13 protein-coding genes are annotated in these 14,767 nt (G+C 44.0%); 6 read left to right on the top strand and 7 right to left on the bottom strand.

Features of this window, described 5'->3' with window-relative positions; translation table 11 throughout:
• Positions 1 to 658: 658 nt before the first annotated feature.
• Together ACHZA2_RS17000 and ACHZA2_RS16995 are read left to right on the top strand one after the other, a co-directional pair.
• The gene (locus tag ACHZA2_RS17000) at positions 659 to 1,468 is read left to right on the top strand and encodes a hypothetical protein (protein WP_319580695.1); all 810 of its coding nucleotides are present in this window, start codon (positions 659 to 661) and stop codon (positions 1,466 to 1,468) included.
• Positions 1,469 to 1,606: 138 nt separating this feature from the next.
• Positions 1,607 to 2,305: an isochorismatase family protein gene (locus tag ACHZA2_RS16995; protein WP_319580694.1), complete on the top strand. Its 699-nt coding sequence runs from the start codon at positions 1,607 to 1,609 to the stop codon at positions 2,303 to 2,305.
• A gap of 58 nt (positions 2,306 to 2,363) precedes the next feature.
• Here ACHZA2_RS16995 and ACHZA2_RS16990 read toward each other — a convergent pair whose 3' ends face one another.
• The 5 genes from ACHZA2_RS16990 to ACHZA2_RS16970 all read right to left on the bottom strand — a co-directional run bounded on the left by ACHZA2_RS16990 (position 2,364) and on the right by ACHZA2_RS16970 (position 6,595).
• Complete coding sequence (locus tag ACHZA2_RS16990) at positions 2,364 to 2,990, bottom strand: YIP1 family protein (protein WP_319580693.1); 627 nt, start codon at positions 2,988 to 2,990, stop codon at positions 2,364 to 2,366.
• Between the two features lie 125 nt (positions 2,991 to 3,115).
• Positions 3,116 to 3,556 carry a hypothetical protein gene (locus tag ACHZA2_RS16985; protein WP_319580692.1) on the bottom strand — a complete coding sequence of 147 codons (441 nt, stop codon included), beginning with the start codon at positions 3,554 to 3,556 and terminating at the stop codon, positions 3,116 to 3,118.
• A gap of 172 nt (positions 3,557 to 3,728) precedes the next feature.
• Positions 3,729 to 5,648 carry a cation-translocating P-type ATPase gene (locus ACHZA2_RS16980; RefSeq protein ID WP_319580691.1) on the bottom strand — a complete coding sequence of 640 codons (1,920 nt, stop codon included), beginning with the start codon at positions 5,646 to 5,648 and terminating at the stop codon, positions 3,729 to 3,731.
• Between the two features lie 2 nt (positions 5,649 to 5,650).
• Positions 5,651 to 6,034: a MarR family winged helix-turn-helix transcriptional regulator gene (locus tag ACHZA2_RS16975; protein WP_319580690.1), complete on the bottom strand. Its 384-nt coding sequence runs from the start codon at positions 6,032 to 6,034 to the stop codon at positions 5,651 to 5,653.
• A gap of 189 nt (positions 6,035 to 6,223) precedes the next feature.
• The gene (locus ACHZA2_RS16970; protein ID WP_319580689.1) at positions 6,224 to 6,595 is read right to left on the bottom strand and encodes a tetratricopeptide repeat protein; all 372 of its coding nucleotides are present in this window, start codon (positions 6,593 to 6,595) and stop codon (positions 6,224 to 6,226) included.
• A gap of 462 nt (positions 6,596 to 7,057) precedes the next feature.
• On the opposite strand from ACHZA2_RS16970, the gene ACHZA2_RS16965 reads away from it, so the two are divergent.
• On the top strand, positions 7,058 to 7,744 hold the full coding sequence (locus ACHZA2_RS16965; RefSeq protein WP_319580688.1) for a DUF4013 domain-containing protein: 687 nt from the start codon (positions 7,058 to 7,060) through the stop codon (positions 7,742 to 7,744).
• Between the two features lie 3 nt (positions 7,745 to 7,747).
• On the opposite strand, the gene ACHZA2_RS16960 is transcribed toward ACHZA2_RS16965, so the two are convergent.
• A complete protein-coding gene (locus ACHZA2_RS16960; protein WP_319580687.1) occupies positions 7,748 to 10,495 on the bottom strand; it encodes a PAS domain S-box protein in 2,748 nt (915 codons plus the stop codon).
• 153 nt (positions 10,496 to 10,648) lie between these two features.
• On the opposite strand from ACHZA2_RS16960, the gene ACHZA2_RS16955 reads away from it, so the two are divergent.
• Together ACHZA2_RS16955 and ACHZA2_RS16950 are read left to right on the top strand one after the other, a co-directional pair.
• Positions 10,649 to 11,143: a DMT family transporter gene (locus tag ACHZA2_RS16955; RefSeq protein ID WP_319580686.1), complete on the top strand. Its 495-nt coding sequence runs from the start codon at positions 10,649 to 10,651 to the stop codon at positions 11,141 to 11,143.
• Positions 11,071 to 11,763 (top strand): EamA family transporter, encoded by a 693-nt coding sequence (locus tag ACHZA2_RS16950; RefSeq protein ID WP_319580685.1) that lies wholly within the window; start codon positions 11,071 to 11,073, stop codon positions 11,761 to 11,763. The genes ACHZA2_RS16955 and ACHZA2_RS16950 overlap by 73 nt, the downstream gene beginning before the upstream one ends.
• Positions 11,764 to 11,781: 18 nt before the next feature.
• Here the strand turns inward: ACHZA2_RS16950 and ACHZA2_RS16945 are convergent, their stop codons facing one another.
• Entirely contained in the window at positions 11,782 to 12,210 is a 429-nt protein-coding gene (locus tag ACHZA2_RS16945; protein WP_319580684.1) for a hypothetical protein, read from the bottom strand.
• Between the two features lie 101 nt (positions 12,211 to 12,311).
• Here ACHZA2_RS16945 and ACHZA2_RS16940 point away from each other — a divergent pair, with 101 nt between their 5' ends.
• Positions 12,312 to 14,699 carry a PAS domain S-box protein gene (locus tag ACHZA2_RS16940; protein ID WP_319580683.1) on the top strand — a complete coding sequence of 796 codons (2,388 nt, stop codon included), beginning with the start codon at positions 12,312 to 12,314 and terminating at the stop codon, positions 14,697 to 14,699.
• Positions 14,700 to 14,767: the final 68 nt, after the last annotated feature.

Raw genomic sequence — 14,767 nt, 5'->3', positions numbered from 1 at the left:
CCAACGTTGTAATGTCATACCCGAATTTAACAGAGAAAAGGTGTTCTAACCAGAATCTTTGAAAACCTAAATCTGGACTGTGTTGACTAGTTCCCACTAATACATGCATACATAAACCCCATTTCGTATCAGCCCATCTATCTGATACAACATGGATATTATCGTAACATTTGTATTAAATTTTTTATTTAATCCTTAAATTATAAAAATAATTCATACATTAAATCAGGTTAAATCTTGAAAAAATAAGAAATTCTTTACTCATTTTTTGACATTTAAATTTTATGAATTGATTCTCTTCAGAGTAGTGAAGGAAGAACAATGGTTTTTTAATATTACAAACACTGGATATCAAAATAAAAAATAGTAAAAACCAGTCTATTTGAAAACCGTTATACTGAAATCGATACGATTTGAATCTATTTGTGTCATTATATATTACTCCTGCGCTGTCTGCATTACTTTGTTGGTCGATAGTTTATTCTGGTTGCTTTCATAACACCCCTCCAAGGCACAATCTTCAAAATTACCTGACCTGATGAGTGATGAAACAGAATTGAAGTTCAGGGTATTTGTTACAACAACACGGATCATAACTATATTAATACTACGAAGGAGACAATCCCATAGATCCTGTATTGAAACAGGTGGAAAAAAAATGAAGCCATGGTTTATTGTCATCATTCTTCTCATTTTCATCGGCCTAATTACAGGCGTATCTGGAAGTACTATGAGGGCATGGGATGACTGTACATGGACTTCGGCTAATACAAAAATAATCACAGGAACTGCAGATCTTAATCCACATGTAAGTTTTATCTATCCTGCGAATATTCTCCAGATCGGGACAAATCACTGGAATCAGGGAAACGGAACCTTATCACCAGGAACTATCGCACTGGTTCATGAAGACGGCACTACATATGGACCCTGGCAGACGCAGGGACAGGTGGTATATAACGTCTCTAATACCTGGTGGTGGTCATTTCCTGATGAGATAATAAAACCTGGGAATTATAGTATTCTTGACTCAGATCAGAGGACACTCTCTGCAAACAATTATTCTCATGGGAACGGTTTTGCTTCGATAGAGTATGAATATCTGAAATCTGATGCACAGGAGAGCGAGACAAGACTCAGCATAGAACGGGTAGATACTCCGTTATCAGTTATCTCCTGTGGAAACCGTGAAGATCTAAAAGTATTCTGGGCTGGAACGCCGCACTACCCATTAACACTGTATATCCTTCCAAAAGTAGAGGACCTTAAAACCTACGACTGGAAATCGTTGGTTTCAGAATATTCATATAACAATTTCACGTATCCGCTGTATGTACCCAATGCGTTGTCATGCTGCCAGGTGGACAATACATCCATTCAGTACGATCTGGTGCTGGTAAATGACGACGGTGTAATGAGTGATCCAGTGCCTATATCATTCAGTTGTCCACGGTATTACCTGAAATAACGTGTCTGAATCAGTGAAAGATATCTCAATAAACTAAGATTAGCATCCTAACGAAATTATCGCATAGGTTTCAATTATCCGGCATCAGTCCCAAGATTGTAAATACTTACTAACTGAAGAAATAATGCGAAAAGGCAGATGAAAAAGGTAAGAATATTACATATAGGCGATATGCAGAATGGTTTCATAAATGAATCTGGACATTTATATGTATCAGGTTCAAAGGAACTTATTCCTCCAACAAATCAATTCCTCAATACGATAAAAGACACTGACTTTGATTACATCTTAGTCGTACTTGACACTCATTTTGTAGAGGAATATCTCCAATCTGATGAAGGGAAACTGTTTCCAATCCACTGTGAATTCGAGACATCAGACTGGGATTTATCGATAGAGGTTCCGGACCTTCCACATACATACTACATATTAAAAAACCGGTTTGACATGTGGAGTCAAAGAGATGAGACAGATATCAAAATAGTATCTCCACAGAGAAAGACTGTATACGATACACTGTTTTGTGTTGTTAACAACCCATTGAATCCCGGATCTGTAATTCCTCGTGATGAATTTATCTCTACCATATGTTCTGAGGAATCTGCAAAGGATATCGAGGTGAGTATGATTGGAGTTGCTTCAGATTACTGTATCAGGTTTGCGATGGAAGGATGGCTTGCAATTGACGCACATGTAACAATTATTAACGACCTGACAAAAGGGATAGAAAAAGAGATAACCGAAGTTGTTAGTGAGGAAAAATATCGCCACTATCTTCCAGACAGACTCCGGTTAGTTTCAAGTCTCAAATATCTTCAGGAATTATCTGAGCAATAATATCGAAAACAAATTCTTATCAACACCTACTAAAAACTGATGATCCGGGTATTGACAATCATACAATCCCGGAGGGTATATTGGTAAGTGCTGAGGATACCATCAGAAGCAGGACAAGTCCGAGAATCATGAAGAAGGTGGGAACAACAATCACAAGAGCAGCCTTCCAGACAGGGATCTGCTGAACGACATGGAATCCAAGAACACATAATATGACCGCCCAGAGCAGACCGATTATGGATATATACGGGATCCACCCAATAAGGAAGAAAGGAGTCACGGAATACATGAGGACCTGTATCGTTTTAGTAATGCCCTGTTCTCCACCGAACAGTAGAACAAAAGCATGAAGGAAAAATCCCTTTATAAAAATACCAAAAAACATTAGCAGGAATAGCAGATATACAGAAAAAAGACTCATATTGATAAAAACCGGTTTTAATAATTCCATTTTCGAGATGAGAAAAGATCCGATAAGCGGAATTGACGCATATTGAATGACCATATTATAGTAGGTCATAAGCGAAGAAGTTGCAGAGATAATACCTACTAGCACTGTATAGATAATGAGAAGAAGAACGTAATATTGATAGGACTTGGAAATTGCAGAGGATCTGAGTTCTTCAAAGGTGTCAACCGGAGAGACTAAGAGCCCTTTTACTATCTGAACCTGATCTTGAAGCATATATCTCGTCTTTCTGAAAAGTATATGAATGTTATAGTCTCTTCCATATCATCCCGGTATCGGGCATTTTTATTTGTATCCATTATTCTGATGATACATATCACATAATAAGTGGGTAAAGAGTTCTATCTGGTAATTGACTCAGCCCAGGAAATAAATCCGGATAATGGATCTGACGTTTCATGTTTCTGGTACCAGAGCGTCAGAAGATCGGTGTAAGCCTCAATATCAGGACTTCCCATAATTCCTACATTGCCAACAAAGATGACCGGATAGTATAGATCTGTTTTGTTATACTGTTTTTTTGCTTCTTCATACAGAGCAAAACTTTCGGTATTATTGTAAAGGTCATGGAACTCAACACCAACATCCGGATGCAAGGCTGTAAAATTTTCCAGGAATCTGACTGCCGGTTTACAGGACCCACAATGTGTGTTGTAGAAGAACTGAATCGGAAATGGAGATAGAGAGATATTGCTGGTGTTTTCCATGGTTTCGATCAGGTGGGCACCGGATATATCAGAACCATTACTCGTAAATAGTGTAGCCGATCCTGGATGAACCATGAGTAAGAGAAACAGGATTAGAGAAATTAATAGTTTTACCGGCAGTGTTTGCCTCTGCTGAGATGTTTGTGGATTATTCATATCTTCACCCGTTTCTTATGGTACCGCATATAATGATTGTATTTGAAGCGGAACCTGTTTCGTAAAATTATCTCCAAACTTCAGAAATAGATCACCATAATCCCTTCCTTATTCTGAGAGAGTTCAGAAGGACTGCAATTGTAGAGATCTGATGCCCAATTGCACCAATTGCAGGAGAGATAACTCCGGCAGAGGCTCCGGCTATCATGATGAAGTTCAGGCTCAGTGCAAGAGTGACACCTGTGATTATGATGTTCCGGGTCTTTCTGCCAAGTTCAAGAAAACCAGGTAAATGACTCAAGCCGCCCTGCATAAGCACGACACCAGCTGTCTCCAGAGCTACCGTATCTTCCCTGCTTGCAATACTGATCCCAAGGTCTGATCCTGCGAGCGCCGGACCGTCATTAGTACCGTCTCCCACAAAACAGACCTTTTCTCCATCTGCCTGCAGTTTCTCGATAAACTTCTGTTTCTCATCAGGGCGAAGTCCAGTGTATATAGAATCACCGGAAAGACCACATTTATCCCCGATTATGGCTGCTGCCTGTGGTGAATCACCTGTCAGAACAGCAATAGTCCGGATGCCTGAAGATCTGATTTTTTCTATGACACCGGCTGATTCTTCACGGATCTCATCGCGGATCAGGATCGTGCCGAGAAACAATCTGTTCTTTGCAATAAACACAGCGGTCTCTCCTCCCGTTCCGTCAACATAAACGGTTTTCGGGATTATTACTCTGTTGGTCTCCAGAAAACCCCGGGTACCGATATGTATCAGTTCACCTTCACGTTCATCCTCAACCCCTTCTCCTGGATACTGTCTTCCTGATCCCTGTATTGGAAGAGAAATTCCTGCCTGCTGTGCAGCTCTGACAATTGCTTTTCCTGTCGGGTGTGGAGATGACTGTTCAGCAGGACCTGCAACCTCCAGAAGATCATGCTTTGTAAAACCTGGTGCAGGCAGGATATCTGAAACATTCATCACCCCGGTAGATAGTGTTCCGGTCTTGTCAAAGATTACTGCTGATATATCATGGCAAATCTCAAGGTACTCACCTTTTTTGATGAGAATTCCTCTCTTAGCCGCATGCCCAATGGCAGTCAGAACTGCAGATGGTGTTGCCAGAAGAATGGCACAGGGGCATGCTACTATCAGCACCGCTATAGCACGGACAATATCCCTGCTCCAGACAAAGACAATTCCGGCAATAACCAACATAAGCGGTGTGTACCAACGCGAAAACCGATCGATGAACGGATGAGAGGGAGGCCTGCGAAGTCCTGCATTATGCACAAGATCCACAACCTGTGCATATGTTGACTGAGATGACATTCTGATTGCCTCGATGAGAAGCACCCCGTCAAGATTCACACTCCCGGAACTGACAAATTCCCCAGTTTTACGGAGAACTGGAAGACTCTCTCCGGTTAAACAGGATTCATCGAGTCCTGACTGACCTTCCCTGATTATTCCATCGATCGGGACAATATCACCTGGCCTGACAACTACCAGATCACCGACTTGGATCAGGTTCACATCAACAGAAACGGTTTCACCGTTCTTAATGACATGTCCGGTCCTGGCATGTCGTTTAATAATACCTTCGATATCTTTCTGTGATCTGGCGTACACATATGATTCTACCAACTCACCTATAGCAAGAATGAGTGATATTTCAGCTGCCGTCGTATACTCACCGATAATAACTGCTCCGATGATAGCAAGGGCTGCAAGTTCACAGACGTTTCTCTGACCTCGAACCAACCCGGAAACTGCTTCGTACAGGATGGGAATTGCAGTCAGACCAAGTGAGATAAGAGCAGCACAGGTTCCGATGAGTGGTTTATCTGCTGCATATACTTCTGCAATAAAGGTAATCAGAAGGAACAATGCTGATCCAGATACAAGAAGAATCTCCTTTCGATATGCCGATTCTGATTGTATTGAGGCACAACTGCAACAGGTACTGCTGCAACCTGTATCCAAACATGAAGAAGATTCTGATGTCATGCTCAGATATTCTCGTTTATCTTTCTGAGAATGGCCACAAATAATTCTGAATCTTTTTCGCCGAGAATGGACGAGATCTCTTCAGCCAGACTCAAATGATGACGGTGATGTTCTTCATATGCTTCGCATCCAGATGATGTGAGCTCGATGATGTACGAACGACGATCATGCTCTGCCCTGATCCTGCACGCGTACCCTCCTCGTTCAAGCCGATCAACAGTCATCGTGGTTGTACCGGTGGTGAGACCCAGTCTTCCCGCTAATTCCTTCATGTTCATCCGTCCGTAATGCCCAAGAACTTCGATCGCATGAGCATCAGCGATCTTCAGATGACCTGCCTCTATGATTGAACTTTCCCATGAAGAGAATCTATCAAAAAATTCCACTAATCCCTCATTTAACTCATCAATAAGAGGAGAAGGTTCAGACACAATTATTCACTCCATAATCAGAATGTAACATTATCATGCGACCAAATATTTTGATTGCCTAACTATTTGAAGGATAAGTATTCAGGACAATAAAGAATTACGACACACCACGATCGGATCAGAACTATCACGAGAGAAAAAAGTTCAGATAGAGCGGGATACTCCCTGAATCATACATTCTGCACTTTCATCATCGCATCCCATCTTTCGAAGCGTAACACCTTTGTTGTACCATGTCTCTGAATTGAAGGGATCGCATTCGAGCGCTGAATCATAGCAGGAGATTGCTTCATTGTATCTGCCCATGAGATCATAGGTGTTTCCTTTGGCATGATGGGCACCGGCATGTGCAGGTTCCATCTGTAGTACCTGATCATACATCTCGAGAGCTTTCTCATAATTACCTGCCATCTGCATCTCAAGTGCCTGATGCATTGTTATCTCGGTGTAGGGATTTGTGATAATCACAGTTCTGTCAGGGGCACTGAACTCCTGACCCGTTATCATGACTGACATTATTTTTACCTCCTCAAACTTGCCCGGACTGGATTGCACAGTCATACTGCCCTGACTTCTTTTGACTCCCACGTTTATCTGCGCATTCTCCCTGACAGATCAAATCAGTGACGGTATCAGACATGACCTGACTTGTGGTCCTGAACAGTCCGATTTGGAACAGCTACCCGGGATCAGGCAAAAAACCCTGACCAGACAGGATATGATTACTCATATCACCTTTACCCCGTTTCTGGGGACACAGTTCATCCTTACGAGAGATGATATAGATTTTCGCAGCATGGGTGCATGGCAGGTGTGTCATACAGATCAAATACTTTTTTATCTACCCGGCAATTCACGAGTTTCCCTGATAATGAGAGAGATAAGAGATCCGGGAAGGGAAGATACACGCATACACTTCCGTGATACGAGTCATCAAATAACAGAAGCAGCATACTATCAGCATCACGCGGTGAGATTATGAGAATTAGCGATGCCTTAAGTGATTCCTGGGGCTTTGCTCAGGATGCCCTCTTTGGAAAATGGGTGCGATGGATCATGCTGGTCGTCAGCTCGATCATCTTCCCGGTAATGTACGGTTACACCGTGCGTGTCATGAGGGGAGTTGAACCAGTATATGAAGATGAATCTTTTTTCAGCCTGTTTATCGATGGGATCAAGTTGTGTGTAATCAACATCGTGTATATGATCATACCGATGCTCGCATTCATCGCAACGGTGGGATATGCCATCATCGGGATCATCAGCTCTGGAGAAGAGATCACCTTTGCCTCAATACTTCCGATTGTTGGCGGAGTGATCACAGGTCTTGTCATCACCATCATCCTGGCAATTATCTTCGGGCTCCTTGGCATCATCGGATCAGTCAGGTTTGCAAGAACAGGTGAGATGGGTCAGGCATTTGCCATCGGGGAGATCATGGCAACCATCGGGAGGATTGGATGGGTTCACTACATCGTCTCTATCATCGCTCTGATGGTTGTTGTCTTCTTCCTGATCATAATCATAACCATCATAGAACTTGTCCTCGCCATCGTTCCGATTGCTGGCTGGATTATTGGATGGATTTTGAGTCTGTTCCTTGGCCCTTTTATCTCTCTGATGACGAGCAGGTTTTACTCACTCCTGTATGACACAGGAGTATAATTTTTATTCTGAACTGAACCTGAACTTTCCTTTTGGAACCAGGATCTCAAACCTGCAACTGGTCCCAAACGTACCACGTTCAGAGATGACAATATCAGATATTGAGAGGATCTCTCTGGTCAAAAACAATCCGTATCCGGTATTTTTTCCAAATCCACGTTCAAATATGATCTCCTTGTTCTCATCAGGAACACCGGAGCCGTTATCTTCAACAGATATTATGAGCCCTTCAGGTTTTTCTTCTGCAGCGATGGTGATCTCAGTGAGACCTTCTCCATGCCTGATGGCATTCTCGATAAGGTTGTAACAGACCTTTTCTAATAAAGGATCAGCAAGGATTGAGATGCCGGTTATGGTATTGTGAATAATCACAGAACCCAGGTCAACATCCTTTGCAGCCTTTCTGCAGGTCTTCCCGACATCCTGCCAGACCGGGACCTTTAATCCTAACTCCTGATAGGTTTTGGTAAAGGCTACAAAATGTTCAATCTCTGCCATGGAACGTCTGATTGCTGTGACCGATTCGGACTGTTCCTGCGTAAGAGGGGTCTCTTCGAGAAGAAAGAGATGGGCTTTCGTAATCATGATTTTATTAATTATATCATGACGGGTGATACTGGAGAGGAGGTTTAACTTCTTATTGGCGATCAAAAGAGCCTCTTCATCCATCTTATGTGACGTAATATCCCGTATAGATTCGATGGCTCCGATGATCTCTCCTTTCTTGTTATAGAGAGGAGCTGCAAGGCAGGAGAAATATTTCACCTCGCCTGAAAGATCGGTCCGGAAGCTTGTCTTCAGTAGATCACCGGAACGCTCGATATCAGGGTAAAAACTGCCATCATAACTGCCCTCATACTTCTTTGAAGTGAGTGCAATATCTACCAGAATCGGCTGATTCGTATTGTGAATAGCTTCAGAATGTGCATAATTATTCTTCCCGATCATCTCAGCAGAGAATTTTCCGGTTAGTTTTTCAATTGCCCGGTTCCAGATGATGATCCTCCCCTCAGCATCAATGACAAAGGTTGGATCCGGAAGAAACTGCAGAATTGTTTTTATCTGCGAGTAGGATTCCTGTAGGGCTTCCTGCTCTGCAAACGTGATGATTGCCATCCGCTGATCAGTAATATCCCTGATATGTACCAGGCTTAAGGATCGTCCCTCTGCTGGAATCCGGGTAAGGCGGATATTCATAAACTGCTCTTTACCGTTACTTATACGAGAGATGGTCCGGTCAAGATACCCGCTCTCAGGTTCTGATCCCAGTCGAATCATCTCACCAATTCCAGGTCCAAGGTTATCGAACAGGATTCTTACATCCTTTCCTGGTGCTTCTTTTCGAGAGATCCCAAACATCTCCTCTCCTGCCCGGTTCATCTGGACAAGGACATATTTGTCGAAGAGAATGATGGCATCTGCTGAGGACTGGAAAAGACGGATGTATCGTTCTTCACTGGTTTTTAAGGATGTAAATGTTGACTGTAACTGATCAGCCATCTGCTTGAATGACTCGGAGAGTTCGCCGATCTCATCGTGACGATCAAGATCAACCCAGTCAGTCCAGTCTCCTTTGGCCAGAGATCGGGCAGACCTGTTCAGTGATAAAACCGGCTTGGTAATCCAGCGTGCAAGTCCTACACAGAGGAGGATAGTTCCAAGCACTGATCCAATGATGAGAAGGATTGTCAGGTTATTGTTGGCATCAACCTTTGCCATGAAATCTGATGCGGGTATGACGACCACAATCAGCCAGTCCAGACCATGGGTATCCTGATATGGTGAAACCTGCACCCATTCGCGGACTCCGTTGGCATCAAACTGAAACTGTTCACGAGAGGTGATAGTAGCATGATTATTTACATGATCTATCAGGTACCGGCTTGTTGATTGTACAACTGAATCGCTTGAGTTGAGGGCAGATAACCTCACCAGGGTTCCATTCTCTTTAATATATGGTTCACCTGATCCGGACGAGGCAACAAGGAGCCCTGATTTTTCAATAATAAAGGCCTGTCCATGATCTGATATCCGAAGACCCTGTAGAAATTCTCCAATACCTCCGAGTGTCAGCGATGTGTCCAGGACTCCGAGAAGGTTATTTTTTTCTGAATAGACCGGGACAACTGCATCCTGGCTTACAATCCCTTCAACCCACATGTAGATAGGGGTCCAGGTAGATCTGCCAGCAGTTACTGCAGCCTTGTACCAGGGCCGGTTCCTGGGATCGTACGGAACAGGTTCAACAGTCTTACTGATGAACCGGCCTTCACTGTCAGTAAGATATTCTACAAAAGAGAAGTTGGTGCTTGCTCTTGAGAATCCAAGATATCGGTCAGTTCCATTTACAATTCCCGGTGCTCCTACTGAAGAGATAATCGTATAGTTACCTTCCTCTTCATTTGCATAGCATATGGATTCGACTGTAGGAAACCGATATGAGAGAGATCTGAAATATTTCTCGAGGACAGCGTTATCGTGTACATCAATTCCACCGTACTTTATGCTGTCCAGACAGAGCGAATTTACGAGGTGTGGGGTTTCAAGATAGACATCAAGATGTTGAACTATCCGGTCTGATATCTCACCCTCTAACTGGCTCGCTAGATCTGATGTTGTATACTGAGTATTAAGGTACGCAAGAAGCCATGTAATCCCCATGGCACAGATCAGTAGTATAACCAACGAGACTGTAAGGACAGTACGAAGTCTGAACTTCCCGATAAATCGCTTGACTGATTGGAATACCATTGCAGAACCCACATATTATATTGACAACACAATGTTGGCGAAGGGGCAGATACCTTACATTATAAGTCTACTTTAATGAGTCTGTCGATGCTGTTCCACGTGCTTTATTTATGACTCAACATAGAAATTGAGGGGAAATCTACGGGATCTATCTTGACCTCTTCACCAATTACCCGATTAGTAGAATCGAATCATGCACCTCTGATCTTTGTAATTGTTGCTGCAATGCTTTTCAGCATCAGCACACCTGTTTCAAAATTAATTCTTGCAGATGCTGGACCATTAACCATCTGTGCTCTGATGTACGCGGGAACCATAACCGGTATGGGAGTATTTGCTCTAATCAGAAACCGGCATATAGGAAAATATGATACAACTGAAGCACCTCTGGTGCTTCGAAATCTTCCTGCGCTCACTGCATCAAGTATATTCGGTTCAATTCTGGCGCCTGCTATGCTCCTTGTAAGTCTTCAGTACATCTTGGCACCTGAAGCATCGCTCCTCACCAGTTTTGTTGCAGTAACCAACACTGTCATTGCAGTTCTCTTCTTCAGAGAGGCTGTATCTTCCAGGATATGGATTGCGATTTCCCTGATCACAATCGGATGTATGAACTCTCATTCACCTCTGATCTCAGGTTACATATAACTCCCGGGATCCTGGGGATACTGCTCACCTGTATATTCTGGGGATTTGAGGCAGGATGGAACAGATCCCTGTCAGACCGGGATCCGGTTCAGATTCAAGTTGCTAAAGGTGTTATCGCCCTCCCGGTGCTTCTTGTAGGAGCTTATCTTGCTGGCGAACCTCTGCCAGTTTTTTCCGGAGTTATTGGCGGAATGCTCCTGGGTTTTTTCTGCTATAGCGGACTGCCCATGATCCTGTATCTGCTCAGTATGCGTAACCTTGGAATCTCACAGGCAGGATCGCTCTTTGGCATTAACCCGATATTTGGTATCATCTTCTCGTTCCTGATCTTCAGGGAATGGCCCGGCTACTCTTTTGTATCTGCATTCATCATGATGCTCATCGGAATGTACCTCATCTTCACCGAGACACACATCCATCAACACCATCACCCACCACTTATTCACGAACTCAGGCACACCCATGATGACGGGCATCATCAGCATCTTCATACCGGTGACCTGTTCAAAAAAGAAGAGGTCAACTTGCGATCTCATTCACATCTGCATTCTCATGAGGAGATATCCCATGAGCATCCCCACCGCCCTGATATTCATCACAGACACAGGCATCAAAAATAAAAGAGTTCTGAGTGGAGTTTATTTTTCTTCTTTACCGCCAAGCCGCTTCGGTTGATCGCGTTTCTCATGTTCGCGCTGCTCGATTGCATCAAAACCTTTGATTATAAATCCAATCCTTGCAGCTTCTTTCTCGAGCTCTGCATCACGCTTTTGAAGGATCTCTATGGTTTTGGTCAGTTTTTCGATGACTTCAGGAGCAGTTCTGGGCCTGGTTCCTTTCAGAATATCAAAAACATCGTCGAGGTATATTCCTGATGTTTTCGATATAGCAACAGGCGAGAAATCACGCAGGCGTGAGAGAAGATCCGGAGGAATCGGGACACTCCATACAATATTTTCGATTTTTCTCTCTCTATCCCGACTTCCAAACAGGAAGAGCATCCCAAGCCCAACCAACACAATTTTACCAGCCGTACAGAACCCGGGTATGCTAATCATGCCGCTCATACCCATTTTTGTATGAGAAATAGATAGTATTTTCGCTAATGGTCTAATCATATCGGCTATATAGGACGTAAGCCAACATATAGCGGCAAATATCTCAAAATATGATATCAGTCTTACTCGTTGATGATGAACCGGTGCTCCTTGATATCGGGCGGATGTTTCTTGAAAAACTGGGTGATTTTCAGATACATGTGGCACAGTCAGGAAGAGAGGCTTTCAGTAAACTTCAGGCAGGAGAATATGACGCAGTAGTATCAGACTACGAGATGCCTAACATGAGCGGAATAATGCTCCTGCGAGAGGTACGATCCAGCTGGCCGGATCTTCCCTTCATTCTCTTTACCGGGAGAGGAAGAGAGGAGATCGTCATCGAAGCCCTCAACAGCGGGGCAGACTTTTATCTCCAGAAAGGTGGAGATCCACGGGCACAGTTTACAGAACTGGCTCACAAGATCAAAAAGGCGGTCTCTACCCGTAGTGCATCCACCAAACTCAGAGAGAGTGAGGCGACCTTCAGGCAGTTCTTTGAGTCGGCAGGAGAGGCAATATTCATCCTCGATCATGACCGGATCGTGGACAGTAACCAGCGGGGAATCACGCTCCTTGGCAGGGATCGTGAGACAGTTATCAGCACCGCTCCCTCCCAGATCTCTACCCCGGTACAGCCAGACGGCCTTACTGCAAAGGATCTGTTTGAACTAAATATTTTCAGGGCATTATCCGGGGAAATTCCTGTTTTTGAATGGCAGTTTACCAGGCCAGACGGATCAATCATCGATACTGCAGTTACGATGAGTCAGATTGATATTCACGGCCATACGCTTCTTCAGGCAATAGTCAGGGATATCAGTGCCAGGAAACGTGAAGAGAAGAGCAGGATGTTGAACGAGATCAGGCTTGAGGCAATGATAGGGCTCTATGCAATACGGGATAAAAGCCTGAAAGAGATCACTGATTTCGCTCTTGAGAGTGCCGTAACAATAACCGAGAGCCAGTATGGGTACCTCGCATTCGTGAGTGATGACGAGTATACGCTGACGATGTACTCCTGGTCAGAGCGAACAATCAATGATTGTAGGGTTTCTGAAAAACCTCTCTCATACCAGGTAAAAAATACCGGCCTCTGGGGTGAGGCAGTCAGGCAACGCCAGCCTGTAATTACCAACGATTATGCATCAGGTGCAGCTGATAGGAAAGGAGTTCTCCCGATAGATATCCCCCTCAAGCGTCACATGAATATCCCGGTCTTTGATGGGGACAACATCGTGATGGTTGCAGGGGTTACCAATAAGTTCGAGGAGTACAATGACGAGGATGTCCGCCAGCTCAGTCTTCTCATGAATGGCATGTGGGGGATCGTCAGAAGAAAGAACACGGAAGAGATCCTTCAGAAGAAGAACTATGAACTGGCTGCAGCGTATGAACAGATCAGAATCACAGAAGACGAACTCAAGATGAGTGAAGGAAGATACCGGGGATTGGTTGAGAGGAGTGAAGACCTCATCATAATGCTCGATGCCCGGTTTATTCCGATCTATATCTCGCCTTCTTTTTATGAGATGACTGGATATGATATCTCGCAGGTCCTTGGAAAACCTCTTCGGATGGAGGTATTCTCTAAGGCCGATCAGGAGAAGATCTCCCGCATGCAGGAGGAGGTCTCTGATGGCAAGCCTCTGACTCATTTTGAGATACAGATACGCTGCAGGGATGGCGGGTATGTCTCACTGGATATGCGTGGAGTCCCGATCTATCATGACGGGCAGTATAACGGTATTCAGATAATCGGACGGGACATCTCTGCGTACAAGGAAGTGCATAAAGCTCTGATGCAGAAGAATCACCGCCTTCAACTGTTGTCAGATCTTACAAGACACGATATTCTAAACAAGCTTACAACCCTTGGCGGATTTCTGGATATCGTCAGCGATGAAGACGTGAATGAAACAAACATTGCAAATACCATCAGTCAGGCACAGAATGCAGTTGATGGCATCAAGTATCTCATCGAATTCACCCGTGATTACCAGAGTCTCGGAATACGTGAGAGTGAATGGATAGATGCAGGTACTGCTTTTGATCAGGCTGCAGCACAACTGCCCCTAGATGGTATCACTACTGAAAACCTTGTTTCAGGTATATCTGTCAGGACGGATCCTCTCTTCTCCCGTGCCCTATATAACCTGATGGAGAATTCACTCAGGCATGGCGGACATGTCAGTTGTATCAGGATGTATGCCAGACATGAAGGCAGTTCACTCACCCTCATCCTCCAGGATAATGGTGTGGGAATTTTACCTGATGAGAAAGAACGAATTTTTCTCCAGGGTGTCGGGCATAACACAGGTCTCGGTCTCTTTCTGGTTCATGAGATACTCACCTCAACCGGACTTACCATCAGTGAGACAGGAGTACCTGGAAAGGGAGCACGGTTTGAGATCCATATTCCTGCCGGGTTGTTCAGAACCCAGACTCATTGTCCTTCCTGAAAAATTCACAGACCTGCGAAGATATCTCTTCGCTAGGAATACTATTTTTACCAGAAGACTCTCATAGC

The sequence above is a fragment of the uncultured Methanospirillum sp. genome (genome assembly GCF_963668415.2).
In the GTDB taxonomy this organism is placed as follows: domain Archaea; phylum Halobacteriota; class Methanomicrobia; order Methanomicrobiales; family Methanospirillaceae; genus Methanospirillum.
Note: the sequence above shows the minus strand (reverse complement) of the source record. Positions and strands in the feature narration are given on the sequence as shown.

What these genes read in the sequence shown, in the direction of transcription:
- ACHZA2_RS16965 (WP_319580688.1), top strand. Translation starts at nt 7,058, where the DNA reads ATGAGAATTAGCGATGCCTTAAGTGATTCCTGGGGCTTTGCTCAGGAT.
- ACHZA2_RS17000 (WP_319580695.1), top strand. Translation starts at nt 659, where the DNA reads ATGAAGCCATGGTTTATTGTCATCATTCTTCTCATTTTCATCGGCCTA.
- ACHZA2_RS16980 (WP_319580691.1), bottom strand. Translation starts at nt 5,648, where the DNA reads ATGACATCAGAATCTTCTTCATGTTTGGATACAGGTTGCAGCAGTACC.
- ACHZA2_RS16960 (WP_319580687.1), bottom strand. Translation starts at nt 10,495, where the DNA reads ATGGTATTCCAATCAGTCAAGCGATTTATCGGGAAGTTCAGACTTCGT.
- ACHZA2_RS16995 (WP_319580694.1), top strand. Translation starts at nt 1,607, where the DNA reads ATGAAAAAGGTAAGAATATTACATATAGGCGATATGCAGAATGGTTTC.
- ACHZA2_RS16945 (WP_319580684.1), bottom strand. Translation starts at nt 12,210, where the DNA reads ATGAGCGGCATGATTAGCATACCCGGGTTCTGTACGGCTGGTAAAATT.
- ACHZA2_RS16970 (WP_319580689.1), bottom strand. Translation starts at nt 6,595, where the DNA reads ATGTCAGTCATGATAACGGGTCAGGAGTTCAGTGCCCCTGACAGAACT.
- ACHZA2_RS16940 (WP_319580683.1), top strand. Translation starts at nt 12,312, where the DNA reads ATGATATCAGTCTTACTCGTTGATGATGAACCGGTGCTCCTTGATATC.
- ACHZA2_RS16990 (WP_319580693.1), bottom strand. Translation starts at nt 2,990, where the DNA reads ATGCTTCAAGATCAGGTTCAGATAGTAAAAGGGCTCTTAGTCTCTCCG.
- ACHZA2_RS16985 (WP_319580692.1), bottom strand. Translation starts at nt 3,556, where the DNA reads ATGGTTCATCCAGGATCGGCTACACTATTTACGAGTAATGGTTCTGAT.
- ACHZA2_RS16950 (WP_319580685.1), top strand. Translation starts at nt 11,071, where the DNA reads ATGGATTGCGATTTCCCTGATCACAATCGGATGTATGAACTCTCATTC.